22 protein-coding genes are annotated in these 22,001 nt (G+C 59.6%); 16 read left to right on the top strand and 6 right to left on the bottom strand.

The window, feature by feature from the left end:
- Positions 1 to 189: 189 nt before the first annotated feature.
- Both B9Z43_RS05000 and B9Z43_RS04995 read right to left on the bottom strand, forming a co-directional pair.
- A complete protein-coding gene (locus B9Z43_RS05000; protein ID WP_108323349.1) occupies positions 190 to 1,911 on the bottom strand; it encodes a GMC family oxidoreductase in 1,722 nt (573 codons plus the stop codon).
- Positions 1,912 to 2,117: 206 nt separating this feature from the next.
- The gene (locus B9Z43_RS04995) at positions 2,118 to 3,629 is read right to left on the bottom strand and encodes a CoA-acylating methylmalonate-semialdehyde dehydrogenase (protein ID WP_108324111.1); all 1,512 of its coding nucleotides are present in this window, start codon (positions 3,627 to 3,629) and stop codon (positions 2,118 to 2,120) included.
- Between the two features lie 134 nt (positions 3,630 to 3,763).
- On the opposite strand from B9Z43_RS04995, the gene B9Z43_RS04990 reads away from it, so the two are divergent.
- The 6 genes from B9Z43_RS04990 (at position 3,764) to B9Z43_RS04965 (ending at position 9,539) form a co-directional block, all read left to right on the top strand.
- Positions 3,764 to 4,702 (top strand): LysR family transcriptional regulator, encoded by a 939-nt coding sequence (locus tag B9Z43_RS04990; protein ID WP_108323346.1) that lies wholly within the window; start codon positions 3,764 to 3,766, stop codon positions 4,700 to 4,702.
- Positions 4,703 to 4,905: 203 nt separating this feature from the next.
- Positions 4,906 to 6,231: an ABC transporter substrate-binding protein gene (locus B9Z43_RS04985; RefSeq protein ID WP_199222252.1), complete on the top strand. Its 1,326-nt coding sequence runs from the start codon at positions 4,906 to 4,908 to the stop codon at positions 6,229 to 6,231.
- A gap of 12 nt (positions 6,232 to 6,243) precedes the next feature.
- Positions 6,244 to 7,131, top strand: coding sequence for a branched-chain amino acid ABC transporter permease (locus B9Z43_RS04980; RefSeq protein WP_108323344.1), 888 nt, complete (start codon positions 6,244 to 6,246; stop codon positions 7,129 to 7,131).
- 3 nt (positions 7,132 to 7,134) lie between these two features.
- Positions 7,135 to 8,109 (top strand): branched-chain amino acid ABC transporter permease, encoded by a 975-nt coding sequence (locus tag B9Z43_RS04975; RefSeq protein WP_108323341.1) that lies wholly within the window; start codon positions 7,135 to 7,137, stop codon positions 8,107 to 8,109.
- A complete protein-coding gene (locus B9Z43_RS04970; protein ID WP_108323339.1) occupies positions 8,106 to 8,861 on the top strand; it encodes an ABC transporter ATP-binding protein in 756 nt (251 codons plus the stop codon). The genes B9Z43_RS04975 and B9Z43_RS04970 overlap by 4 nt, the downstream gene beginning before the upstream one ends.
- Before the next feature lie 24 nt (positions 8,862 to 8,885).
- Positions 8,886 to 9,539 carry an ABC transporter ATP-binding protein gene (locus tag B9Z43_RS04965; protein WP_108323336.1) on the top strand — a complete coding sequence of 218 codons (654 nt, stop codon included), beginning with the start codon at positions 8,886 to 8,888 and terminating at the stop codon, positions 9,537 to 9,539.
- Between the two features lie 122 nt (positions 9,540 to 9,661).
- Here B9Z43_RS04965 and B9Z43_RS04960 read toward each other — a convergent pair whose 3' ends face one another.
- Together B9Z43_RS04960 and B9Z43_RS04955 are read right to left on the bottom strand one after the other, a co-directional pair.
- On the bottom strand, positions 9,662 to 10,123 hold the full coding sequence (locus B9Z43_RS04960) for a MaoC family dehydratase (protein ID WP_108323334.1): 462 nt from the start codon (positions 10,121 to 10,123) through the stop codon (positions 9,662 to 9,664).
- Positions 10,123 to 10,869 (bottom strand): SDR family oxidoreductase, encoded by a 747-nt coding sequence (locus B9Z43_RS04955; RefSeq protein ID WP_108323332.1) that lies wholly within the window; start codon positions 10,867 to 10,869, stop codon positions 10,123 to 10,125. Before B9Z43_RS04955 ends, B9Z43_RS04960 begins: the two co-directional genes overlap by 1 nt.
- Before the next feature lie 81 nt (positions 10,870 to 10,950).
- Here B9Z43_RS04955 and B9Z43_RS04950 point away from each other — a divergent pair, with 81 nt between their 5' ends.
- Positions 10,951 to 11,553: a 2-hydroxychromene-2-carboxylate isomerase gene (locus B9Z43_RS04950; RefSeq protein WP_108323330.1), complete on the top strand. Its 603-nt coding sequence runs from the start codon at positions 10,951 to 10,953 to the stop codon at positions 11,551 to 11,553.
- Positions 11,554 to 11,579: 26 nt separating this feature from the next.
- Positions 11,580 to 12,269 carry a dienelactone hydrolase family protein gene (locus B9Z43_RS04945; RefSeq protein ID WP_108324109.1) on the top strand — a complete coding sequence of 230 codons (690 nt, stop codon included), beginning with the start codon at positions 11,580 to 11,582 and terminating at the stop codon, positions 12,267 to 12,269.
- A gap of 1 nt (position 12,270) precedes the next feature.
- Here B9Z43_RS04945 and B9Z43_RS04940 read toward each other — a convergent pair whose 3' ends face one another.
- Complete coding sequence (locus tag B9Z43_RS04940; RefSeq protein WP_108323328.1) at positions 12,271 to 13,377, bottom strand: magnesium transporter CorA family protein; 1,107 nt, start codon at positions 13,375 to 13,377, stop codon at positions 12,271 to 12,273.
- Positions 13,378 to 13,384: 7 nt separating this feature from the next.
- Positions 13,385 to 14,392: a porphobilinogen synthase gene (gene hemB / locus B9Z43_RS04935; RefSeq protein WP_108323326.1), complete on the bottom strand. Its 1,008-nt coding sequence runs from the start codon at positions 14,390 to 14,392 to the stop codon at positions 13,385 to 13,387.
- Between the two features lie 299 nt (positions 14,393 to 14,691).
- On the opposite strand from hemB, the gene B9Z43_RS04930 reads away from it, so the two are divergent.
- From B9Z43_RS04930 to fusA, 8 genes are all read left to right on the top strand, one after another.
- The gene (locus B9Z43_RS04930; RefSeq protein ID WP_108324108.1) at positions 14,692 to 15,120 is read left to right on the top strand and encodes a CopD family protein; all 429 of its coding nucleotides are present in this window, start codon (positions 14,692 to 14,694) and stop codon (positions 15,118 to 15,120) included.
- Between the two features lie 20 nt (positions 15,121 to 15,140).
- Entirely contained in the window at positions 15,141 to 16,235 is a 1,095-nt protein-coding gene (locus tag B9Z43_RS04925) for a VanZ family protein (RefSeq protein ID WP_199222264.1), read from the top strand.
- Between the two features lie 31 nt (positions 16,236 to 16,266).
- On the top strand, positions 16,267 to 16,611 hold the full coding sequence (locus B9Z43_RS04920; protein ID WP_108323322.1) for a ferredoxin: 345 nt from the start codon (positions 16,267 to 16,269) through the stop codon (positions 16,609 to 16,611).
- A complete protein-coding gene (locus tag B9Z43_RS04915; protein WP_108323320.1) occupies positions 16,611 to 17,237 on the top strand; it encodes an alpha/beta hydrolase in 627 nt (208 codons plus the stop codon). Before B9Z43_RS04920 ends, B9Z43_RS04915 begins: the two co-directional genes overlap by 1 nt.
- Before the next feature lie 45 nt (positions 17,238 to 17,282).
- A complete protein-coding gene (locus tag B9Z43_RS04910; RefSeq protein WP_108324107.1) occupies positions 17,283 to 18,440 on the top strand; it encodes a D-alanyl-D-alanine carboxypeptidase family protein in 1,158 nt (385 codons plus the stop codon).
- A 138-nt stretch (positions 18,441 to 18,578) separates the two neighbouring features.
- Positions 18,579 to 18,956, top strand: a complete 378-nt coding sequence (gene rpsL / locus B9Z43_RS04905) for a 30S ribosomal protein S12 (protein ID WP_011466063.1) — start codon at positions 18,579 to 18,581, stop codon at positions 18,954 to 18,956.
- A gap of 164 nt (positions 18,957 to 19,120) precedes the next feature.
- A complete protein-coding gene (rpsG, locus tag B9Z43_RS04900; RefSeq protein WP_019426275.1) occupies positions 19,121 to 19,591 on the top strand; it encodes a 30S ribosomal protein S7 in 471 nt (156 codons plus the stop codon).
- 99 nt (positions 19,592 to 19,690) lie between these two features.
- A complete protein-coding gene (fusA, locus tag B9Z43_RS04895) occupies positions 19,691 to 21,793 on the top strand; it encodes an elongation factor G (RefSeq protein ID WP_108323318.1) in 2,103 nt (700 codons plus the stop codon).
- Positions 21,794 to 22,001: the final 208 nt, after the last annotated feature.

Below are 22,001 nucleotides of genomic sequence, written 5' to 3'. Positions count from 1 at the left end.
TTCGGATGTTGGTTCATGTTGGAGTTCTTAGGGATTCGAGTTGTCTCCTCGGCCCTCGGGATGCAAGGTACTGCTTTGCATCGAGTGAGTGAAATGTAAGGGCTGACGGGAGACGAAACCCTCAGGGATTTCCCGATTTGCGGGAAATCCCTGATCAGAACTGAACGGGAACTGACCTTCGGGCAGTTTTCAGGCTGCCGAACGCTCGGCGTCCTGCGCGATCCATTGCGCAGCTTTCTCGGCAATCATCAGGGTCGGGCTGTTGGTGTTGCCGCTGGTGATGGTGGGCATCACGCCCGCATCGACCACGCGCAGGCCCGCCACACCGCGCACCTGCAGGCGCGAGTTGACCACCGCCATCGGGTCGTCATCGCGCCCCATGCGGGTCGTGCCCACGGGGTGGAAGATGGTGCTGGCGATGTCCCCGGCCAGCTTGGCCAGTTCATCGTCGGTCTGGTACTGCACGCCGGGCTTGAACTCTTCGGGCAGAAAAGCCTTCATCGCGTCTTGCGCCATGATGCGGCGCGTCACCCGCAGGCTGTCGGCCGCCACCTTGCGGTCTGCGTCGGTGGCCAGGTAGTTGGGCGCAATGGCGGGGGCGTCTTCAAAACGGTTGGTTTTGATCTGCACCGAGCCCCGGCTGGTGGGGTTCAGGTTGCACACGCTTGCCGTGATGGCCGGGAAGCTGTGCAGTGGCTCGCCAAATGCGTCCAAGCTGAGCGGCTGGACGTGGTACTGGATGTTGGCGTGCGGCTGGGACGGGTCGCTTTTGGTGAACGCGCCCAGCTGGCTGGGGGCCATGCTCATGGGGCCGGTGCGCTTGAGCGCGTATTCCAGCCCGATCATGGCCTTGCCCCACAAGCTGCGCGCCATGGTGTTCAGCGTTTTGGTGCCCTTGACCTTGTAGACCGAGCGGATCTGCAAGTGGTCTTGCAAGTTGGCCCCCACGCCGGGCAGCTCGTGCTTGACCTCCACGCCTTTGTCTTTGAGCAAGGCGGCAGGGCCAATGCCCGACAACTGCAGGATTTGCGCCGAGCCGATGCTGCCCGCGCTCAAAATCACTTCGCGGGTGGCTTTGACTTCGACCATCTCGACGCCCGACCAGACCTGCGCGCCGGTGCAACGCTGGCTGCCGTCGGCTTGGGTTTCGATGATCAGCTTGGCCACCTGAGCCTTGTTCCACAACTCGAAGTTGGGGCGGGCGTAGCAGGTGGGCCGCAAAAAGGCCTTGGCCGTGTTCCAGCGCCAACCGTTTTTCTGGTTGACCTCGAAATAACTCACGCCCTCGTTGTCGCCCCGGTTGAAGTCGTCGGTGGCCGGAATGCCCGCTTGCTGCGCGGCGTGTGCAAACGCATCCAGCACGTCCCACCGCAGGCGCTGCTTTTCGATGCGCCATTCGCCGCCGGTGTTGCGCCCGCGCAGGGTGTGCAGGTAGCTGCCTTTGGGTAAATCGGTGGGGGCCAGCAATTCGGACTTGGCGCCTTTGGCCCCGTGGAATGCGTTTTCGCCCTTGTAGTGGTCTTCGTGCAACTTGAAATAGGGCAAGGTCCGGTCCCAGCGCCATTCGTCGTTGCCGGTGATCTGCGCCCACTGGTCGTAGTCCCGCGATTGGCCGCGCATGTAAATCATGCCGTTGATGCTGGAGCAACCGCCCAGCACTTTGCCACGCGGGTAGCGCAGGGTGCGGCCGTTCAGGCCTTGTGCGGGCTCGGTTTCATACAACCAATCGGTGCGCGGGTTGCCAATGCAATACAAATAGCCGACCGGGATGTGCACCCAGTGGTAATCGTCTTTTTTGCCTGCCTCGATCAGCAGCACGCGCTTGCTGGCGTCGGCACTCAGGCGGTTGGCCAGCAGGCTGCCGGCTGTGCCGCCGCCGACGATGATGTAGTCAAAGGTGTTGTCGTTCATGTGTGCCCAGTCTCCTCAAGGCGACGATTGTGCCTGTGGAATCTTGTAGGTCGGCGCTTCAGCTCCGACATGGCTGGCTTCGGCAAAGACCGCATGCAGGGGTTTTGACACAGAGGTCGGTCGATCGAGCACAGGCTGAGCGTCCGTGTTTCGGGCCAGCCCGGAGCGCGGATGCGGCACCGAAGCTGCCCCAATGAACCGAGCCTTTATTTGGCCGTCGGCATCACAAACTCAGCGCCCTTGCCAATGCTCTCGGGCCAGCGCTGCATGATGGACTTTTGCTTCGTATAAAAGCGCACGCCCTCTTCGCCATAGGCGTGCATGTCGCCAAACAGCGAACGCTTCCAGCCGCCAAAGCCGTGCCAGGCCATGGGCACCGGGATCGGCACGTTGATGCCGACCATGCCCACCTGGATGCGGCGCGAGAACTCACGGGCCACGTTGCCGTCTCGGGTGAAGCAGCTCACACCGTTGCCGAACTCGTGGTCGTTGATGATTTGCACGGCGGTGCCAAAGTCGGGCACGCGAACGCAGGACAACACCGGGCCAAAGATCTCTTCCTTGTAGATCTTCATGTCGGTGGTCACGTTGTCGAACAGCGTGCCGCCCAGCCAGAAACCGTTGTCGCAACCTGCACCGGCTTTGACGCCGTCAAACTCGCGGCCGTCCACCAAAAGCTTGGCGCCTTCCGCTACGCCAGCGTCGATGTAACCCTTGATGCGCTGACGCGCTGCGTCGGTCACGATGGGGCCCATCTCGGCGGCCAGGTTTTCACCGTTGAGCACTTGCAGCGCCTTGGTGCGCTCGATTAGCTTGGGCAGAATCTTGTCAGCCACATCGCCCACCAGCACGGCGACCGAAATCGCCATGCAACGCTCGCCGGCCGAGCCGTAGCCTGCGCCAATCAGCGCGTCCACGGTCTGGTCGATGTCGGCGTCGGGCATGACCACCAGGTGGTTCTTGGCACCGCCCAGGGCTTGCACGCGCTTGCCGTGGTGAGCGCCGGTCTCATAAATGTAGTTGGCAATCGGTGTGGAGCCCACAAAGCTGATGGCCTTCACATCGGGGTGCTCGAGCAGCGCGTCCACGGCTTCTTTGTCGCCTTGCACCACGTTGAACACGCCGTCCGGCAAACCGGCTTTTTTGAGCAGCTCGGCCATGAAGAGCGAAGGTGTTGGGTCGGTCGGGCTGGGCTTGAGGATGAAGGTGTTGCCTGCGGCAATCGCCACCGGGAACATCCACATGGGCACCATCACTGGGAAATTGAAAGGGGTGATGCCCGCGACCACGCCCAGCGGCTGACGCAGGGTCCAGTTGTCGATGCCGGTGGAGACCTGGTCGGTGAAGTCGCCCTTGAGCAGTTGCGGAATGCCGGTGGCAAATTCCACGATGTCGATGCCGCGGCTCACTTCGCCCTGCGCATCGGTGAACACCTTGCCGTGTTCGGCGGTGATCATGTGGGCCAGCTCATCTTTGTGGGTGTTCAGCAGTTCGAGGAACTTGAACATCACGCGGGCGCGGCGCAGTGGGGGGGTGTCGGCCCAAGCGGGGAAAGCGGCTTGCGCAGCAGCCACGGCTTTGGCCACTTCGGCGCTGTTGGCCAGGGCCACGCTGCCGGTCACGGCACCGGTGGCGGGGTTGGTGACGGGCTGGCTGCGGCCCGAAGCGCCTGCGGCGACTTGGCCGCCGATGTAATGGCCGATGTTGGTGATGCTCATGGAAGTCTCCAGTGGGGTGGGCGCGCGTTGCAGCACGCAAAAATTTTGGATTTGTGAGCAGTGTAGGCACCCCAGGCGCCCCTCACAAGCCCGTAAACATGAATTGATTGTTCAAAATAGTGAACAATACTCGAATGGAAGAGCAAAAAATCAACACCCTCTGGACCCACCTGCACTGGCTGAGCGTGCTGGCCCAGCAAGGCAGCTACACCGCCGCCGCCGCACGTTTGGGCGTGAGCAAGGCCGCCATGAGCCAGCGCATTGCCGAGCTGGAGCGGGCGGCCAAAGTCACCCTGGTGCAGCGCACCACCCGCAGCCTGCGCCTGACCGAGGCGGGGCAAAAGCTGGTGGACGAGACGCGCGCTTCTTTTGAGCAGATCGAGCAGAGCTTTGCGCAGGTGCGAGACCTGGCCGAGCAGCCCAGTGGCCTGGTCCGTGTGACCGCGCCGGTGGCCTTGGCCCGTCAACAACTGGTGCCCTTGTTGGCCGATTTCCTCAAAGACTTTCCTGACGTGCGCTTGGAGTTGGACATGTCCGACCGACTGAGCGCCTTGGCCACGGAGGGGTTTGACCTGGCGATACGGCACACCGCCCATCCGCCCGACACCCACGTGGCTTGGACCTTGTGCGACACCCAATCGGTGCTGGTCGCGACCCGAGCTTATTTGCGTCGCCGGGGCGAGCCGCTAACCCCTGCTGATTTGCAGGCCCACAACTGCCTGCATTACCCGCGCTCACAAGACACGCCGGTCTGGACTTTTGAGCCCCGCCAAACCCAAGGTGTCAGCGAACGCCTCACGGTGCCGGTGTCCGGCAACTTCGCGGCCAACAACAGCGAGGCCTTGCGCGAAGCGGCCCTGACGGGCGCAGGCATCGCCCTGATGCCCGACTTCAGCGCACAAGCCGCTTTGCGTCAAGGCAAGTTGGTGAGCGTGTTGCCCGGCTGGAAGCCCGTAGGGGCTTTTGCCGAGAGCATCTATGCCATCCGGCCGTATGCGCCGCATGTGCCCAGAGCGGTGGCGGCATTGGTCGAGCATTTGCGCAAAGGTCTGCGGGCTGGGTTTGCCGTGTGATGCCATGACCGCTTGGCGACTGGGATTCAAAGCCGTCAGCGTGCAAGACAGACCCCAGTGCGGTCACGGGCGTGACATTTTCAAGCCCTTTGGGCCGTTGGACAGGGGTTTGCACTGATAAGCCGTTCCCCCTTCTCCGATCAAGATGACATTGGCGTTTTTTTCGATGTCGTCCTGTTTTGGACAAACAAGTGGAGAGACACATGGCAATTCAAGGTATTCGCAAAGCGACTTGGTCGCACAAGACAATCGGTACGGCTGTGACGGTGGTTGCAGCGCTGAGTGGAGCGGCGGCCGTGCAGGCCCAGGAGACCTTCAAGGTCGGCATTGTGAGTTTCTTGTCAGGCCAGGCGGCGGAGAGCTTCGGCATCCCCGCCGTCAACGGTGCCAAGGTGCTCGTGGATGCGTTCAACAAAGGCGCAGCGCCTGCCCCCTACAACAAGACCGGTTTTGGAGGCATGAAGCTTGAAGCGGTTTATGTCGATGAAAACGGCGGCGCCACCAAGCAGGTGCAAGAGTTGCGCAACCTGTATGACCGTGAAAAAGTCGACGCGGTGGTGGGTTATGTCGGCTCAGGCGACTGTCTGGCCGTCGCTCCTGTGGCCGAGGAGATGAAGAAGTTTCTGATTCTTTATGACTGCGGCACGCCACGCATTTTTGAAGATGGCAAATACAACTACGTGTTTCGAACCGCATCGCATGCCGCGATGGACAACGTGGCCCTGGCCCGCTACCTGAAGGCCAAGGACATCAAGGTCAACACGTTCAACATGATCAACCAGGACTACGCTTGGGGCCAAGACTCCAAGAAAGATTTCACCTGGTCGATGGAAAAGCTTTACCCCAACGCCAAGGCGGGTGAAGACCAGTTGCCCAAATTTGGCGCAGGCCAGTACGGCACAGAAATCTCTGCTTTGATGGCCAAGCCGGCAGACATCACCCACAGCAGTTTGTGGGGCGGTGATTTGCAGGCCCTCATCTTGCAAGCAGGGCCTCGTGGTCTGTTCAAGCGCTCGCAAGTGATCCTCTCTGCAGGCGACCACGTGTTGCCAGGTTTGGGCGAGAAGATGCCCGATGGCGTGATTTTGGGCGCTCGAGGTGCCTATGGCTTGATGTCACCCAAGTCCAGTTTGAATGACTGGTGGTGGGATTTGTACAGCAAAGCCTACAACGTGTATCCCGTGCAGGCCCCCTACCGAATGGTTCAATCCTTGTTGGGTTTGAAGCTGGCGGTTGAAAAAGCCATGGCAGCCAACGGCGGCAAGAAGCCCAATGCCGAGCAATTGGCTGCAGCCTTGCGCAACTCCGAGTGGGACTCTCCTGCAGGCAAGATCCGCATGGCCTTGGGCGGTGGTCATCAGGCCGTTCAGGAAACGGCCATTGGCAAAACGCGTTTTGACGCCAGCAAAAAAATGGTGGTGCTCGACGACATCATGCGATTTCCTGCTGAGTGCGTGAACCCGCCGGCCAACATGAAGTCGGAAGACTGGATCAAGGCCGGATTCCCGGGTGCCAAAGGTTGCCCATAAGGACCCCTTGGCATGCTGACCATACTGATTGACGGACTGACCTACGCTTCGTGGTTGTTCATCGTGGCGCTGGGGCTGACGCTGGTCTTCGGCGTCCTCAAGATCCTCAACATCGCACACGGCAGTTTCTACGCGCTGGGGGCCTATGCGGCCGCCAGTTTCGTAGGCTGGGCCAGTGCCATGAAGTGGGCGCCCGGCTACACGCTGGTGGCGATGCTTTTGGCGGCGGTGGCGGTGGCGGCGCTCGTGGCGCCCCTGACAGAGCGCGGCTTGCTGCGTTTCTTTTATGGGCGTGACGAGGTGCTGCTGGTGTTGGTCACGTATGCCATGTTCCTGATCATGGAGGACGCCACCAAACTGCTGTGGGGTGCCAATCCTTACTATGTGTCGGAGCCTTATGGGCTGTTTGGCAACATCGACATCGGCACGCAAACCTATGTGGGCTACGACTTCGCGCTGGTGGCTTTGGCCGTGGTGGTGGGTCTTGCTGTTTGGTGGTGGCTCAACCGCACCCAGCAAGGCAAGATCATGATCGCCGTGATCCACAGCTCGGAGATCGCGTCGAGCATGGGCGTGAATGTCTCGCGCGTGTACATGCTGGCGTTCTCGGTTGGCATTTTCTTGGCGGCATTGGGTGGGGCGTTCACTGCGCCCATGATTTCGGTGCAACCAGGGGTGTCTGTCGGGGTGATCATCGTCTCGTTCGCGGTGGTGATCATCGGCGGGCTGGGCAGCATTGAAGGCGCAGCCATTGGCGCTTTGATTGTGGGTCTGGCCCGGGCCATGGCCGTCCACTTGGCGCCCGTGGCTGAGCTGTTCTCAATTTATGTGGTGATGGCTGTGGTGCTGATGTTCCGCCCGGAAGGGCTGTTCCAGCGCATTCAGGCCCGAAAGATCTGAGCCATGGCGAAAATTTTGGGCACATCTGTGTCTTCTCAAGAGAAACCCGTCGGTCAGACCGTGCTGTGGGCTGCAGGCATTGGCCTTGCGCTGGCGCTGGCGGGTACCGTCATGCCCAAGTGGCTCACTTTCCTGATCACCATGGCGGCGGCCAATGGCCTGGTATCACTGGGCATCGTGGTGCTGATGCGCGGTGGTGTGGTGCCATTTGGTCAAGGCATGGTGTTTGCCGTAGGCGGTTACGCCGCAGCCTTGATGTTCAACAAGCTGGGCATCACCGATGCCTTGCTGCTGACCCTGTGCGGTGGCGTTGTGGCTGCGTTGGTGGCTGCACCCTTCGCGCCGCTGCTGTCGCGCTACCGTGGCATCTTCTTTGCCATGTTGACCCTGGCTTTGTCGATGGTCACTTATGGCCTCTTGATGAAGTTGGAAGTGCTGGGCGGCTCGGATGGTTTCAACCTGGGGCGTCCCACCTTGTTGGGTCAGAAACTGCCAGATGCCCAGGTGGGCTACATCATGTATGTGCTCACCATTTCGGTCTCAACCGTGATGGCTTTGCTCGCTCGCATTTACTTCGACAGCACGCGTGGCTTGATCACCGTGGCGGCCAAAGAAAACGAATTGCGCGTGGAGTATTTGGGCGGTTCCGTGCGCCATGCGATGGCGATCAACTTCATCTTGGCGGCTTTTTGTGGCGGCTTGGGTGGTGCTTTGGCGGTGATGGCCTTGGGGCACATTGAGCCGAACTTCAGTTTCTGGACGACATCGGGCGAGTTTGTGTTTGTCGCCATTTTGGGGGGCTGGCAAAGTGTGATCGCTTTGTTTGTCGCCAGCACGGTGTTGGAGGTGGTGCGCTCGTTTTCGAGCGCCTATTTCCCCAACACCTGGCAAATGGCACTGGGTATTTTCTTGCTGATCGTGATCCGTTTCTTGCCACGCGGGATCGGTTCACTGTGGGTCAAGGGAGGCACCCGATGAAGCCCGTCTTGCAAGCCCGTGAGGTGGGCAAAAAATTCGGTGCCGTGGTCGCGGCGTCCAATTTGAACATCGACATTTTTGCCGGAGAGCGTGTGAGCCTGATTGGCTCCAATGGCGCTGGCAAGACCACGTTCGTGAACATGATCACGGGTTACCTCAAGCCTGACCAGGGGCAGATACTGTTGGACGGTCAGGACATCACGCCCTTGTTTCCGCGAGCCATCACGCACTTGGGTGTGGCGCGGTCGTTCCAGATTCCGCAGCTCTATGGCGAGCTGACCGTTCTGGACAACATGCTGGTGGCCAACGCCTGTCATGACCAAAAGCTGAGTTTTTGGCAGCCGGCTCGCCGCCGCGATGCCATCGAACGAGCCGATGCTTTGCTGGAGCGATTTGCCTTGACCGAGCACCGTGGTCGCCGTGTGGCCGAGCTGCCCGGTGGTGTGCGCAAGCTGCTCGACATCGCGATGGCTTTGACCGCATCGCCTAAATTGTTGCTGCTGGACGAGCCCACCAGTGGTGTGTCTGCTGAAGAGAAATTTCCGATGATGGAAACCATCATGGCCGGGCTGGGACAGGACCAGTCCACCACGGTTTTGTTTGTGGAGCACGACATGGACATTGTCAACCGCTATGCCAGCCGGGTGGTGGCGTTCTACAGCGGTCGCATCATCGCCGACGACAAACCCGAAGTGGCTTTGGCCACCGACGATGTGAGACGCTATGTCACCGGCGAACTGCTGAGTGAATAAAACGCTGAGCCCAAAGGAACACGCATGCTCAAGGTAGAAGGCCTCCATGTGGCCATCCAGTCGGTCATCGCTTTGCGCGGTTTGTCGCTCACCGTCGAAGACGGCACCATGGTGGGTTTGATCGGCCGAAACGGTGCGGGCAAGACCACTTTGCTGCGCTCGGTGATGGGTCACTTGACACCGAAACAAGGCACCATCACTTTCAATGGCCAGGATTTGTCCGCCTTGCCCCCGCACGCACGGGCGGGGTTGGGCATCGGGTACATGCCCGAGGACCGTGGACTGGTGCCTGAGTTGACGGTGGAAGAGAACATCCTGATTCCCGTTTGGGTGAGCCCGTCGCTGGACCCGCAGGAGCGGTTGGCGCTGGTCTACAAAGTTTTGCCCGAGTTGCTGGAGATGAAAGACCGCCGCGCCTTGCTGCTATCGGGCGGTCAACAAAAGCTGGTGGCGTTGGCACGAGCTCTTGCGGTGGGAACCCGCCTGTTGTTGCTTGATGAGCCCTTTGAGGGTGTGGCGCCTGCCTTGTCCAAGCGACTGGGCGAGGTCATTGCCGGACTCAAAGGCACAGAAGTGTCGGTGTTGATCGCGCAAAGCGATTTGAACCACTCACGCAAGCTCGTGGACTGCGAATTCGTGATCGAGCGTGGGGCCAATTTGCAGACTGCCGCAGTCTGAATATTGCCGCGTTGAGCTGTTGCCTTGCGGGTGCGGTCTGATCTCGCAGCCAGCGCAGGAAGCGGCTTGCAAAGCCGCCGGCCATGCGCGTGACGGGCACGATTGTGCGTTGCCCCTGCGCTTCAGACCGCCGGGGTACGCCTTCTGAACATGCCCCAGCCTTCCATGTGCAAGACCTTGTCACCGTGCTGGTTGAACATTTCCCAGAGGTTGCGCGTCATGCCGACGTCGGGTCGTTTGCTCATGGGCTTGGTCTCGAGCATTGTGGACTGCAGTCGCAAAGTGTCGCCCGGGTAAACGGGCTTGAGCCACTTGATGCCCTCCAGGCCGGGCGAGCCCAGACTCGAGGTTTCGCACAGGAAGTTGCTCACCATCAGCCGCATGGCCATCGCGCAGGTGTGCCAGCCGCTGGCCGACAGGGCGCCAAACACCGAGGCTTTGGCAGCCTCGTCGTCCAGGTGAAAAGGTTGTGGATCAAACTGCTGGGCGAAGGCGATGATTTCTTCGCGGCTGGGCGTGATGGTGCCCAGGTCGCGCACTTGGCCCACCGCAAAATCTTCCCAGTAATACTTGAACTCGGCCATCAGCGCCCTCCGGAGACGTCGATCAAGCTCATGGTGGTGTAGCTGGCGGCGTCTGACAGCAGCCACACGATGGATTGCGCCACTTCTTCTGCGGTGCCGCCGCGTTGCATGGGCACCAGGTGTTGCAGGTCTTTGACGCGGTTGGGCAGGCCACCCGAGGCATGGATTTCGGTGTCGATCAGGCCGGGGCGTACGGCATTGACGCGGATGCCCTCTGCTGCCACTTCCTTGGCCAGACCCAGCGTGAAGGCGTCGATGGCGCCTTTGGCGGCGGCGTAATCGACATACTGACCGGGTGAGCCCAAACGCGATGCGGCGCTGGAGACGTTGACGATGCTGCCGCCTTCGCCGCCGTAGCGAGTGCTCATGCGGCGCACGGCCTCGCGGGCGCAGATCAAGCTGCCCATGACGTTGATGTCGAACATGCGTTTCCAGCGCGCCACGCTCATGTCGGCCACGCGGGCATAAACATCCACCACACCTGCGTTGTTGACCAAGCCTGTCAGGCGACCGAGTTTGGCATCGATGTGCTCGAACATGCGCAAAACCTGGTCTTCTTCGGCCACATCGGCCTTGACCGAGATGGCTTGCCCACCCGCAGAGCGGATCTGGCGCACGACTTCGTCAGCGGCCAAAGAATTGGCGGTGTAGTTGACCGCCACCGACCAGCCTTGCTGGGCTGCCAAAAGGGCCGACGCTGCCCCGATACCCCGGCTGCCACCGGTCACCAACAAGACCTTGTTCATCGCATGTCTCCTGCAAAAATTCATCGGGACGGTTACAACCGCTGTTTCGTCTGAACATTACACAACACCTCAGGAGATTTCATGGGTCGCACAGTGGACTATTACTTCGCACCGCAAAGCCCCTGGGCTTATTTGGGCCACCAACGCTTGGCTGATATTGCGCAGCGAACGGGCGCCAGCCTGCGCGTGATGCCCATTGATCTGGGGGGCAAGGTGTTTCCGATTTCGGGTGGGTTGCCTTTGGGTCAGCGCGCGCCGCAGCGGCAGGCCTACCGTTTGATGGAATTGCAGCGCTTCAGTGAGCACCTGAATGCACCTTTGAACATCAAGCCCCGCTACTTTCCCGTCGGGGGTGACGATGCCGCGCGCGTGATCATTGCGGCAGAACTGGCCCAAGGCGCAGCAGCTGCCATGAAGGTCGCCGGCGCAGTGCTGTCGGCTTGCTGGGCGCAAGAGCGCAACATTGCCGATGAGAAAGTGTTGGCCCAGTTGCTGGCCGAGCAAGGCTTGCCTGCTGCGGTGTTGGAGCAAGCGCACAGCCAGGCAGTTCAAGAGCGCTATGAGTCCTACACGCAGGCGGCCATCGACGCGGGTGTGTTTGGTGCACCCAGCTATGTGATCGGTGGCGAAATTTTTTGGGGCCAGGACCGGCTTGACTTTGTCGAGCGGGCACTGGCTTCTTGATGGCATGTGAACAACTGGAGAAGACCATGGGAAACATGATTGAACTGAAAACCGCTGACGGCACTTTGGTGCCTGCCTACGAAGCCCGCCCTGCCGGCACACCCGAAGGTGCTGTGGTGGTGATTCAGGAAATCTTTGGCGTCAACAGCCACATCCGCCATGTGGCCGATGGCTATGCCGCCCAGGGGTATCTGGCGGTCGCGCCCGCCATGTTCCACCGCGCCAAGCCTGGCGTGGAGCTGGGCTACAGCGAAGCCGACATGGGCGAAGGCTTTGGCTACAAAACAGCGGTCGAGGCCTTGCCCGCACCGGGCGCGATGCCCGACATTCAGGCGGCCATTGACCATGCGGCCAAGGCCTCGGGTGGCAAGGTGGGCATCGTGGGGTATTGCTGGGGCGGCTTGTTGACCTGGCGCTCAGCCTGCACCCTCCAGGGCTTGAGTGCGGCAGTGCCTTATTACGGCGGTGGTGTGACGAGCGAAGCGGAAATCGCCCGCCAGGCCAAGGTGCCCGTGTTGGCGCATTTTGCAGAGGAAGACAAGTGGATTCCGTTGGACACAGTGGAGGCTTTCAAGAAGGCGCATCCCGAGGTGCAAGTTTTCACTTATGCGGCGCACCACGGTTTCAACTGTGACCAGCGCGGTGCTTGGCACGAGCCCTCGGCCAAGTTGGCGCGTGAACGCACCTTGGCGTTCTTCGCGCAACATCTGTCCTGATTCAGCCGCCAGTGCGGGCCAGGTAGCGTTTTCGCCAGAACACCAGGCCCATGGTCAGGGCGATCAGGCCCATGCTGCCCAGCGTCCACCAAAATGCGGAGGCTTGGTGCAGCCAAGGGATGAACTCGAAGTTCATGCCAAAGATGCCCGCGATCAGGTTCAGCGGCAAAAAGATCGCGGTCAGCGCCGTCAGGGTGCGCATGATGTCGTTGGTGCGGTTGCCCTGCACGTTGAAGTGCATCTGCACCGCGGTCTCGGTGTTGTGCTCCAGGCGGCGCACGTGTTGCACCACGCGGTCGATGTGTTCGAGCACGTCGCGGCTGCGGATCTTGAGCAGTTCGTGCTCGTGAACTGCGGCGCTGTCGAGGCCAATGCCCCAGCTGTCCAAGGATTCGGTCCATGACTTGATCGCGTTGTGCTGGTCGTCGCACAGGTCTTCGAGCTGGTGCAGCGCCAGGCGGGCTTGCAGCAAAGCGTCCCAGCGGTTGAAGCGGGTGCGGGGGTGCAGCAGCTCGGCTTGCCAATGGTCGAGCTGGCGGCTCAGTTCCCGCCGCAGGTCCAGATAACCGTCGACCATGTGGCTGACGATGCGCAGCATCATGTCGGCGGGGCTGTGGGGCACGCCGCGCGCACCGGCCGAGCGCACATCGGTCGCATCGTCAGTCCCGGCGCTGGCCAGCAAGCGGCTGGCGTAGGCCTCGCGCACTGCGCAGTCGGTCGGGTGAACGCTCAGCAGCACGCGGTCAAACACCGCAAAGCCCACCGGGCTGGTGTCGATGCGTTGCAGGACCGGAGGGCCAGGGCGCTTGGCTTTGCCCGTATCGGACGGAGCATCTTCGTGCCGCTGTGCCAGGCGGCGGAACACCATCAGGTCGTACTGTGAGCTGAAGTCGTAACGCGAGGGCAATTGCGGGTTCAGCAGGTCCGAGGTGTGCAGATCGACCAAGGGTTGCCCGGTCAAGCGCTCCAGCGCGGACTGGATCAAAGGCAGTGCGGTCTGGAAATAAGACCGGGAGCAGGCGATCCAGACAAAGCCGTGCTCGGGCATTGCTTGCGGCAAAGCCCGCCCATCATGGACTTGCTGGCCGCTGACGGTGATGACCCGCATGGGTGCTTCAGCTTTGCTGGCGGATCAGGCGGGCCGCATCGCGGGCGAAGTAGGTCAGCACACCGTCAGCACCTGCGCGCTTGAACGCCAACAGGCTTTCCATCATGACCAGGTCGTGGTCCAGCCAGCCGTTTTGTGCTGCCGCTTTGAGCATGGCGTATTCACCCGACACCTGGTAGGCGAAGGTGGGCACCTTGAACTCGTCTTTGACGCGGCGCACGATGTCCAGATACGGCATGCCGGGTTTGACCATCACCATGTCGGCGCCTTCGGCCAGGTCCATGGCGACTTCGCGCAAGGCCTCGTCGCTGTTGCCGGGGTCCATCTGGTAGACCTTTTTGTTGCTCTTGCCCAGGTTGCCCGCCGAGCCGACCGCGTCGCGGAAGGGGCCGTAAAAGGCGCTGGCGTATTTGGCGCTGTAGGCCATGATGCGCGTGTGGATCAGGCCACGGGCTTCGAGCGCCTGGCGGATCGCGCCGATGCGCCCGTCCATCATGTCGCTGGGGGCCACCATGTCCACCCCTGCTTCGGCTTGCGTGAGGGCCTGTTGCACCAGCACGGCAGTGGTTTCGTCGTTCAGGATGTAGCCAGTCTCATCGAGCAGGCCGTCCTGGCCGTGGCTGGTGAAGGGGTCGAGCGCCACATCGGTCATCACGCCCAGCTCGGGAAAGCGCTTTTTCAGCTCACGCACCACACGCGGCACCAGGCCGTTCGGGTTCATGGCTTCGCTGCCCGTGGGGTCTTTCAGGCTGGCGTCGATCACCGGGAACAGCGCCATGACCGGAATGCCCAGCTTGACGCAGTCTTCGGCCACTGGCAGCAGCAGGTCGAGCGACAGGCGCTCCACGCCGGGCATCGAGCCCACTGGCTGGCGCTGGTTCTGGCCGTCCAGCACGAACACGGGGTAAATCAGGTCGTGCGGCGTGACTTGGTGCTCGCGCACCAAGTTGCGGGTGAATTCGTCACGGCGCAGGCGTCGTGGGCGGCTGAAGGGAAAAGGTGCGACGGGGTTCATGTGGAAAATTGTGCCTGAAGTCGCTTGCGCTTTGCGGATGGCTGTAGCAAGCCGCGTCACGAGAGTGCAAGCGCAACCATCAAAAATAATAAAAAAATTGGAAACAAGCTTGTTATCGGTTTTGATATTTGATAAATTCGGACCGGGCAGCTTGCTGCCTCCCGCTTTTCCTCCCTGAGCGGGCGCCTTGATGTGTGACAGCAAAAAGGCTTCCCACCCTCGGCCCCTGGCCGAGGGTTTTTTTTGCCCGAATGCGTCCAGGTTCACCGCATGCGCTGGTCCCTGACTACACTTGCCCCATGCTCTGGATCAAAGCCCTTCACATTGTCTTCATCGCCAGCTGGTTTGCGGGCCTGTTTTATTTGCCCCGCATTTTCGTGAACCTGGCCATGGTGGCGCCGGACTCAACAGCGGAGCGCGCGCGACTGCTGCTCATGGCGCGCAAGCTCTACAAGTTCATGACGATTCTGGCGGCGCCCGCTTTGGCCTTGGGTTTGTGGCTGTGGCTGGTGTATGGCATCGGCCGTGGCCCCGGGCAGGGCTGGATGCACGCCAAACTGCTGATAGTGCTGTTGCTGATCGGCTACCACCACGGCTGCGGTCTGATCTTGCGCAAATTCGAAGCTGGTCGCATGGAGCGCAGCCACGTCTGGTTCCGCTGGTTCAATGAAGCTCCGGTTTTGATGATGCTGGCTGCGGTCATTTTGGTGGTGGTCAAGCCCTTCTGAGGGGTGTGTGCCAAGTCATGATGCGCAAAACAGCGGCGTGGCCTTTGGCGTGGATCTACATGGTCCTGATCGTTTATGCCAGTTTGTACCCTTTTGACAACTGGCGTGTTCAGGGCATAGCGCCATGGTCCTTTCTTTGGGCCCCTTTGCCCAAATACTGGACGGGCTTTGATGTGCTGTCCAACGTGCTGGGTTATGCCCCCTTGGGGTTTTTGCTGGCGCTGGCATTGCATCGGACCCGCCGACGCTGGCCAGGGATCTGGCTGGCCACTTTGGCGGCGACAGGCTTGTCTCTGTCCATGGAAACTTTGCAGATGTTTTTGCCCGTGCGTGTGCCCTCCAATGTGGATGCCGCGCTGAATGTGGCCGGAGCTTTGATGGGGGCGGTGACGGCGCGTGCCTTGGAGTGGGTTGGCCTGATGGAGCGCTGGAGCCGTTTTCGTGACCGCTGGTTTGTGGTCGATGCGGGCGGAGCCTTGGCTTTGTTGCTGGTGTGGCCGATGGCTTTGTTGTTCCCTGCACCGGTGGCTTTCGGATTGGGTCAGGTGCTGGAGCGGGTCGAAGCGGCTTTGTCCAACCTGCTTCAGGAGTCACCCTTGCTGGAATGGATGCCCCTGCGCGAAGTGGAGCTGCAGCCCTTGCTGCCCGTGAGCGAAATGCTGTGCGTGACGATTGGACTTTTGCTGCCCTGTTTGGTGGCTTTCAGTGTGTTGCGGCAACGTCACCAGCGTTTTGTGATGGCCTTCCTGGTGTTGGCTCTGGGGGTAGCCGCAAGTGCCTTGTCGGCTGCATTGACGTATGGTCCAAACCACGCTTGGGGGTGGGTCAGCACCGAGGTGGGCATGGGGTTGGCTTTAGCGGTGGTAGGCATGTTGGCTTTGGCCTTTGCGCCCGCAAGAGCTTGCCTGGTGTTGGCGTTGGTGGTGTTGGTCTGGCAATTGAGCTTGCTCAACAACGCATCTGCGGATGCTTATTTCACCTTGACATTGCAGACTTGGGAGCAAGGGCGGTTCATCCGTTTTCATGGCTTGATCCAGTGGCTGGGTTGGCTGTGGCCCTATGCCGCTTTGCTGTATTTGATTCGACGCTTGTCTTCCTCACAGTTGGCGCCTTAGCTTGCCGGGTCTTGGCGCCTAAAATTCGGAGATGACCGCAGAAAACCCCCACCCTTATTTCAAACACCACATCTTTTTTTGCCTGAATGAGCGCAAGAACGGCGAGGCCAGTTGTGCCCAGCACAATGCCCAAGCCGCATTTGACCATTGCAAAAACCGCATCAAAGAGCTGGGACTGGCCGGTCCAGGGCAAGTCCGTGTGAACAAGGCGGGTTGTCTGGACCGTTGTTCTGGCGGTCCCGTGGCGGTGGTTTACCCAGAAGGCGTCTGGTACAGCTATGTGGACCACAACGACATCGAAGAAATTGTGCAGTCTCACTTGAAGAACGGACAGGTGGTTGATCGCCTGGTGACGCCGGAACATTTGGGACGCTGATGAATTCGTCCACCCAATCTCTGATCTTTCAAGGCGGCGCAGGCGCGATCGAAGCTTTGCGCGATCAGCCCCCTGATGGCCGGGTGCGTGGCACCGCCGTGATTGCGCACCCTCACCCATTGTTTGGGGGCTCCATGCAAAACAAAGTGGTACAGACCTTGGCACGCGCTTTTGTTCAGTGTGGCTGGCAAGCTGTGCGTTTCAATTTTCGGGGGGTGGGCGCCAGCGCGGGTGTCTATGACGAAGGGCGTGGCGAAGCTGCAGACATGCTGTCGGTGATCGAGCAAGTGGCACCCGATGGTCCCCTGGCTTTGGCCGGTTTTTCATTCGGTGCTTTTGTCACCAGCCATGTGGCGCAGGCCGTGCACGCGCAGCGCCCCTTGGATAAGCTGGTTTTGGTGGGGACGGCGGCCTCCCGTTTCACGGTCGCGCCGGTTGCGCCCGACTTGCATGAGCGCACCTTGGTCATCCACGGTGAACAGGACGATACGGTGGCGCTGAGCAGCGTGATGGACTGGGCCCGCCTTCAAACCTTGCCGGTGACGGTGATTCCCGGGGTGGAGCATTTCTTTCATGGACAATTGCCCCTTTTGAAGTCTTTGGTGGTGCGGCACTTGAAGGCTTGATCTCTTGATCTGTAATGGCCTTTGGGCTGGGGCCTGGTGGAACTCATGAAACGTTGGATCCAAATTTTGCTGGCCTGCGCCTGGATGGTGGTCACTTTCGCGGCCCAGGCCCAAATGCCTCAGGCGCCCCAAGTTGCAGCCAAGGCTTACTTGTTGCTGGACATCACGGCCAATCAGGTGCTGGCGTCCAAAGACCCCGATACCACGGTCGAGCCGGCATCGTTGACCAAGCTGATGACGGCGTACCTGGTGTTTGATGCGCTGAAATCCCGCAAGATTGACCTCCAACAGTCTTTCCCCGTTTCCGAGCGCGCTTGGAAGATGCCGGGCTCCCGCATGTTCATCGACCCCAAGATGAAGGTGCCGGTGGAAGACCTGATCAAGGGCATGATCGTGCAGTCTGGCAACGATGCGACCATGGCTTTGGCCGAAGGTGTGGGCGGTAGCGCGGACCGATTTGTGCAGATGATGAATGAGCAGGCCAAGGCGCTGGGCATGAAGCAAACAAGCTACATGAACCCGGAGGGCTTGACCGCCCCGGGGCACATCACCTCGGTGCGTGACTTGAGTATTTTGGCGACGCGCCTGATGCGCGATTTTCCCGACTATGCGCCTTACTACGCCATCAAGAAGTACCGTTATCCGGGCACCCCTGCAGCCAACGAGTCCAACCGCAATTTGTTGTTGTTTCGAGATCCCACGGTGGATGGTTTGAAAACAGGTCACACCCAAGCAGCGGGCTATTGCTTGGTGGCGACGGCCAAGCGCGATTTTCCCAACGTGGGCACGCGTCGTTTGTTGTCCGTCGTGGTGGGGGCCGACAGCGAAAATGCCCGCGCCAATGAAAGCCAGAAGCTCTTGAATTGGGGTTACACCGCGTTTGATGCGGTCAAGCTGTTTGACGCGAACCAGCCGGTGGCCATGCCAGCGGTTTGGAAGGGCAAGGAAAATGTATTGAAACTGGGCTCATTCCAGTCCTTGGTTGTGGCCGTGCCTGCAGGCAGCACGGCGCAGATCAAAACCCAGGTGGTCCGCCCGGACCCCTTGGTGGCGCCATTCGCCAAAGGGCAGGCCGTAGGCGCTTTGCAAATTTTGCGTGGCGATCAGCCCTTGCTGGACGTCCCCTTGGTGGTGCTGGAGGGGGTGGAGCAGTCCGGTGTTCTGGGCCGTGCGTGGGATGCGCTTCGCCTCTGGATCAAGTGAATCGGCGAGGCGTCAGCCCCCTCAAATTGTGGATAACTTGTCACAAGCCCGCCAGGCGGTTATACTGGCGGGCTTTTCCGCTTTTGGGGCGGGGAAGTTTCTTTTGTCTAATTCAAACGTTTAGGGACGTTACAAACAATGCCAACCATCAATCAATTGGTGCGTCAGGGGCGCGAGGTCGAAACGATCAAGTCCAAAAGCCCTGCGATGCAAAACTCTCCACAGCGTCGTGGTGTCTGCACCCGTGTGTACACCACAACGCCAAAGAAGCCTAACTCCGCTCTGCGTAAAGTTGCCAAAGTGCGCTTGACCAACGGTTTTGAGGTCATCTCCTACATCGGCGGTGAAGGCCACAACCTGCAGGAACACTCTGTTGTTCTGGTGCGCGGTGGTCGTGTCAAAGACTTGCCAGGTGTGCGTTACCACATCGTCCGCGGTTCTTTGGACCTGCAAGGCGTGAAAGACCGCAAGCAGTCTCGCTCCAAGTACGGCGCGAAGAAGCCAAAGGCCAAGTAAGCCCTTTTGGGTTGAAATTTTTCGGTGCTGTTTCCCGCGTGGCGCGGTGAATCAGCGAAGTGACCCGAAGCCCGGAATTGTCCAGGTGGGTCGAGTAAGTGAGTGTTTTGAATAACGCTCGCGGTGTCTGAAAAGATGCCAACTGAAGCAATATGAGGTGAAATATGCCACGTCGTCGCGAAGTCCCTAAACGTGAAATCCTGCCGGATCCCAAGTTCGGTAATGTCGAATTGTCCAAGTTCATGAACGTGATCATGGAAGGCGGCAAAAAAGCTGTTGCCGAGCGCATCATTTACGGTGCCCTCGAAAACATGGAAAAGAAAACAGGCAAAGACCCTGTTGAACTTTTCTCCATCGCCATCAACAACGTCAAGCCCATGGTGGAAGTGAAATCCCGCCGCGTGGGTGGTGCGAACTACCAGGTGCCTGTTGAAGTGCGCCCTGTTCGTCGCTTGGCTCTGTCGATGCGCTGGATCAAAGAAGCCGCTCGCAAGCGCGGTGAGAAGTCCATGGCCCTGCGTTTGGCCAACGAACTGCTCGAAGCCAACGAAGGCCGTGGCGGCGCCATGAAAAAGCGTGACGAAGTTCACCGTATGGCCGAAGCCAACAAGGCGTTCTCGCACTTCCGCTTCTGATTCACAAGGGCTTCATAAAGAGGCCCGACACTGTCAGAAGCCGGCCCGCTGGCCCCATAAGGGGTGGCGGGCTTTAGTACATCATCATCGGAGAAATTTATGGCTCGCAATACCCCCATCGAGCGCTATCGCAATATTGGTATCTCGGCTCACATTGATGCCGGCAAGACCACAACGACCGAGCGTATTCTTTTTTATACCGGCGTGAACCACAAGATTGGTGAAGTTCACGACGGCGCCGCCACCATGGACTGGATGGAGCAGGAACAAGAGCGTGGTATCACGATCACTTCCGCTGCGACCACCTGCTTCTGGAAAGGCATGGACGGCTCTTTCGCTGACCACCGCATCAACATCATTGACACCCCCGGCCACGTTGACTTCACGATTGAAGTTGAGCGTTCCATGCGTGTGTTGGACGGTGCTTGCATGGTTTACTGTGCTGTGGGTGGCGTGCAACCCCAGTCTGAAACCGTGTGGCGTCAGGCCAACAAGTACAAAGTGCCACGCTTGGCTTTTGTGAACAAGATGGACCGTACCGGTGCCAACTTCTTCAAAGTCGTGGAGCAGATGAAGTTGCGCCTGAAGGCCAACCCTGTGCCCATCGTGATCCCAATCGGCGCTGAAGAAAACTTCACCGGTGTGGTTGACCTGCGCAAGATGAAAGCCATCATCTGGGACGAAGCTTCCCAGGGCATGAAGTTCACCTTCGAAGAGATTCCAGCTGACTTGGTCGAAGTGGCCAAAGAGTGGCGCGAGAAGATGGTCGAAGCAGCTGCTGAAGCCTCTGAAGAGCTGATGAACAAGTACCTTGAAGAAGGCGACTTGACCGAAGAAGAAATCACACACGGCCTGCGCGTTCGCACCATCAACAGCGAAATCCAGCCCATGTTGTGCGGTACAGCGTTCAAGAACAAAGGCGTTCAGCGCATGCTGGACGCGGTTCTTGAATTGATGCCATCCCCTCTCGACGTGAAAGCCATCAAGGGCTTTGACGAAGACGAAAAAGAAGTCACACGCAAGGCTGACGACGAGGAAAAATTCTCTGCATTGGCGTTCAAATTGATGACCGATCCGTTCGTGGGTCAGTTGACATTCGTGCGCGTGTATTCCGGCGTCTTGAAAAAAGGCGACACCGTGTACAACGCGGTGCGTGGCAAGAAAGAGCGTATCGGTCGTATCGTGCAGATGCACGCCAACAACCGTGAAGAAGTCGACGAAATCCGTGCCGGCGACATCGCTGCTTGCGTGGGCTTGAAAGACGTCACCACTGGCGAAACTTTGTGCGACCCCAACGCAGTGATCACCTTGGAGCGCATGGTGTTCCCTGACTCCGTGATTCGTCAAGCTGTGGAACCCAAGACCAAAGCCGACCAGGAAAAAATGGGTATGGCGCTGGCGCGTCTGGCCGCTGAAGATCCATCTTTCCGCGTGCAAACCGACGAAGAATCCGGCCAGACCATCATCGGTGGTCAGGGCGAATTGCACCTGGAGATCATCGTTGACCGCATGAAGCGTGAATTCGGTGTGGAAGCCAACGTGGGCAAGCCTCAAGTGGCTTACCGCGAAACCATCCGCAAGACCGTGGACGAAGCCGAAGGCAAGTTCGTGCGTCAGTCCGGTGGTAAGGGTCAATACGGCCACGTGGTTCTGAAGGTTGAGCCTCAAGAGCCAGGCAAGGGCTTTGAATTCGTTGACGCCATCAAGGGCGGTGTGGTTCCTCGCGAATACATCCCTGCGGTGGAAAAAGGCGTGATCGAAGCTTTGGGTCAAGGCGTTTTGGCGGGCTATCCTGTCGTGGACGTCAAGGTCACACTGCACTTCGGTTCGTACCACGATGTGGACTCGAACGAAATGGCCTTCAAGATGGCTGCCATCTTTGGTTTCAAAGAAGGTTGCCGCAAAGCCAGCCCCGTGATTCTGGAGCCCATGATGGCTGTGGAAGTCGAGACCCCAGAAGACTACGCCGGTAACGTGATGGGCGATCTGTCCTCACGCCGTGGCATGGTCCAAGGTATGGACGACATGGTCGGTGGCGGCAAGGCCATCAAGGCCGAAGTGCCATTGTCCGAGATGTTCGGTTACTCGACCACCCTGCGCTCCATGTCGCAAGGTCGTGCCACCTACACGATGGAATTCAAGCACTACGCTGAAGCCCCACGTAACGTGGCAGAAGCCATCGTCGCTGCACGAGCTAAGTAAAAAATTGTGTGCCGGACCAAATTCGCCCCAGCGAATTTGGTCCGGCACCACTGACTAAAAGCAAGCGATAGTCAGATCTGAAAGTTCAGAAACTGTCTGCGATCAAGTGCCACTCTGTGCCCGTGCGGAGTGATCAAGCAACCTGATGCAAACATTAAACCAACACACGGGCATTGCTCTTTTTAAGGATTGAAAAATGGCTAAAGAA

It is taken from the genome of Limnohabitans sp. MMS-10A-192 (assembly GCF_003063335.1).
Classification (GTDB): domain Bacteria; phylum Pseudomonadota; class Gammaproteobacteria; order Burkholderiales; family Burkholderiaceae_C; genus Limnohabitans_A.
The sequence above is the reverse complement of the archived record's forward strand: the minus strand, read 5'-3'. Positions and strand labels throughout refer to the sequence as shown.

What these genes read in the sequence shown, in the direction of transcription:
- B9Z43_RS05000 (WP_108323349.1), bottom strand. Translation starts at nt 1,911, where the DNA reads ATGAACGACAACACCTTTGACTACATCATCGTCGGCGGCGGCACAGCC.
- B9Z43_RS04995 (WP_108324111.1), bottom strand. Translation starts at nt 3,629, where the DNA reads ATGAGCATCACCAACATCGGCCATTACATCGGCGGCCAAGTCGCCGCA.
- B9Z43_RS04990 (WP_108323346.1), top strand. Translation starts at nt 3,764, where the DNA reads ATGGAAGAGCAAAAAATCAACACCCTCTGGACCCACCTGCACTGGCTG.
- B9Z43_RS04985 (WP_199222252.1), top strand. Translation starts at nt 4,906, where the DNA reads ATGGCAATTCAAGGTATTCGCAAAGCGACTTGGTCGCACAAGACAATC.
- B9Z43_RS04980 (WP_108323344.1), top strand. Translation starts at nt 6,244, where the DNA reads ATGCTGACCATACTGATTGACGGACTGACCTACGCTTCGTGGTTGTTC.
- B9Z43_RS04975 (WP_108323341.1), top strand. Translation starts at nt 7,135, where the DNA reads ATGGCGAAAATTTTGGGCACATCTGTGTCTTCTCAAGAGAAACCCGTC.
- B9Z43_RS04970 (WP_108323339.1), top strand. Translation starts at nt 8,106, where the DNA reads ATGAAGCCCGTCTTGCAAGCCCGTGAGGTGGGCAAAAAATTCGGTGCC.
- B9Z43_RS04965 (WP_108323336.1), top strand. Translation starts at nt 8,886, where the DNA reads ATGCTCAAGGTAGAAGGCCTCCATGTGGCCATCCAGTCGGTCATCGCT.
- B9Z43_RS04960 (WP_108323334.1), bottom strand. Translation starts at nt 10,123, where the DNA reads ATGGCCGAGTTCAAGTATTACTGGGAAGATTTTGCGGTGGGCCAAGTG.
- B9Z43_RS04955 (WP_108323332.1), bottom strand. Translation starts at nt 10,869, where the DNA reads ATGAACAAGGTCTTGTTGGTGACCGGTGGCAGCCGGGGTATCGGGGCA.
- B9Z43_RS04950 (WP_108323330.1), top strand. Translation starts at nt 10,951, where the DNA reads ATGGGTCGCACAGTGGACTATTACTTCGCACCGCAAAGCCCCTGGGCT.
- B9Z43_RS04945 (WP_108324109.1), top strand. Translation starts at nt 11,580, where the DNA reads ATGGGAAACATGATTGAACTGAAAACCGCTGACGGCACTTTGGTGCCT.
- B9Z43_RS04940 (WP_108323328.1), bottom strand. Translation starts at nt 13,377, where the DNA reads ATGCGGGTCATCACCGTCAGCGGCCAGCAAGTCCATGATGGGCGGGCT.
- hemB (WP_108323326.1), bottom strand. Translation starts at nt 14,392, where the DNA reads ATGAACCCCGTCGCACCTTTTCCCTTCAGCCGCCCACGACGCCTGCGC.
- B9Z43_RS04930 (WP_108324108.1), top strand. Translation starts at nt 14,692, where the DNA reads ATGCTCTGGATCAAAGCCCTTCACATTGTCTTCATCGCCAGCTGGTTT.
- B9Z43_RS04925 (WP_199222264.1), top strand. Translation starts at nt 15,141, where the DNA reads ATGCGCAAAACAGCGGCGTGGCCTTTGGCGTGGATCTACATGGTCCTG.
- B9Z43_RS04920 (WP_108323322.1), top strand. Translation starts at nt 16,267, where the DNA reads ATGACCGCAGAAAACCCCCACCCTTATTTCAAACACCACATCTTTTTT.
- B9Z43_RS04915 (WP_108323320.1), top strand. Translation starts at nt 16,611, where the DNA reads ATGAATTCGTCCACCCAATCTCTGATCTTTCAAGGCGGCGCAGGCGCG.
- B9Z43_RS04910 (WP_108324107.1), top strand. Translation starts at nt 17,283, where the DNA reads ATGAAACGTTGGATCCAAATTTTGCTGGCCTGCGCCTGGATGGTGGTC.
- rpsL (WP_011466063.1), top strand. Translation starts at nt 18,579, where the DNA reads ATGCCAACCATCAATCAATTGGTGCGTCAGGGGCGCGAGGTCGAAACG.
- rpsG (WP_019426275.1), top strand. Translation starts at nt 19,121, where the DNA reads ATGCCACGTCGTCGCGAAGTCCCTAAACGTGAAATCCTGCCGGATCCC.
- fusA (WP_108323318.1), top strand. Translation starts at nt 19,691, where the DNA reads ATGGCTCGCAATACCCCCATCGAGCGCTATCGCAATATTGGTATCTCG.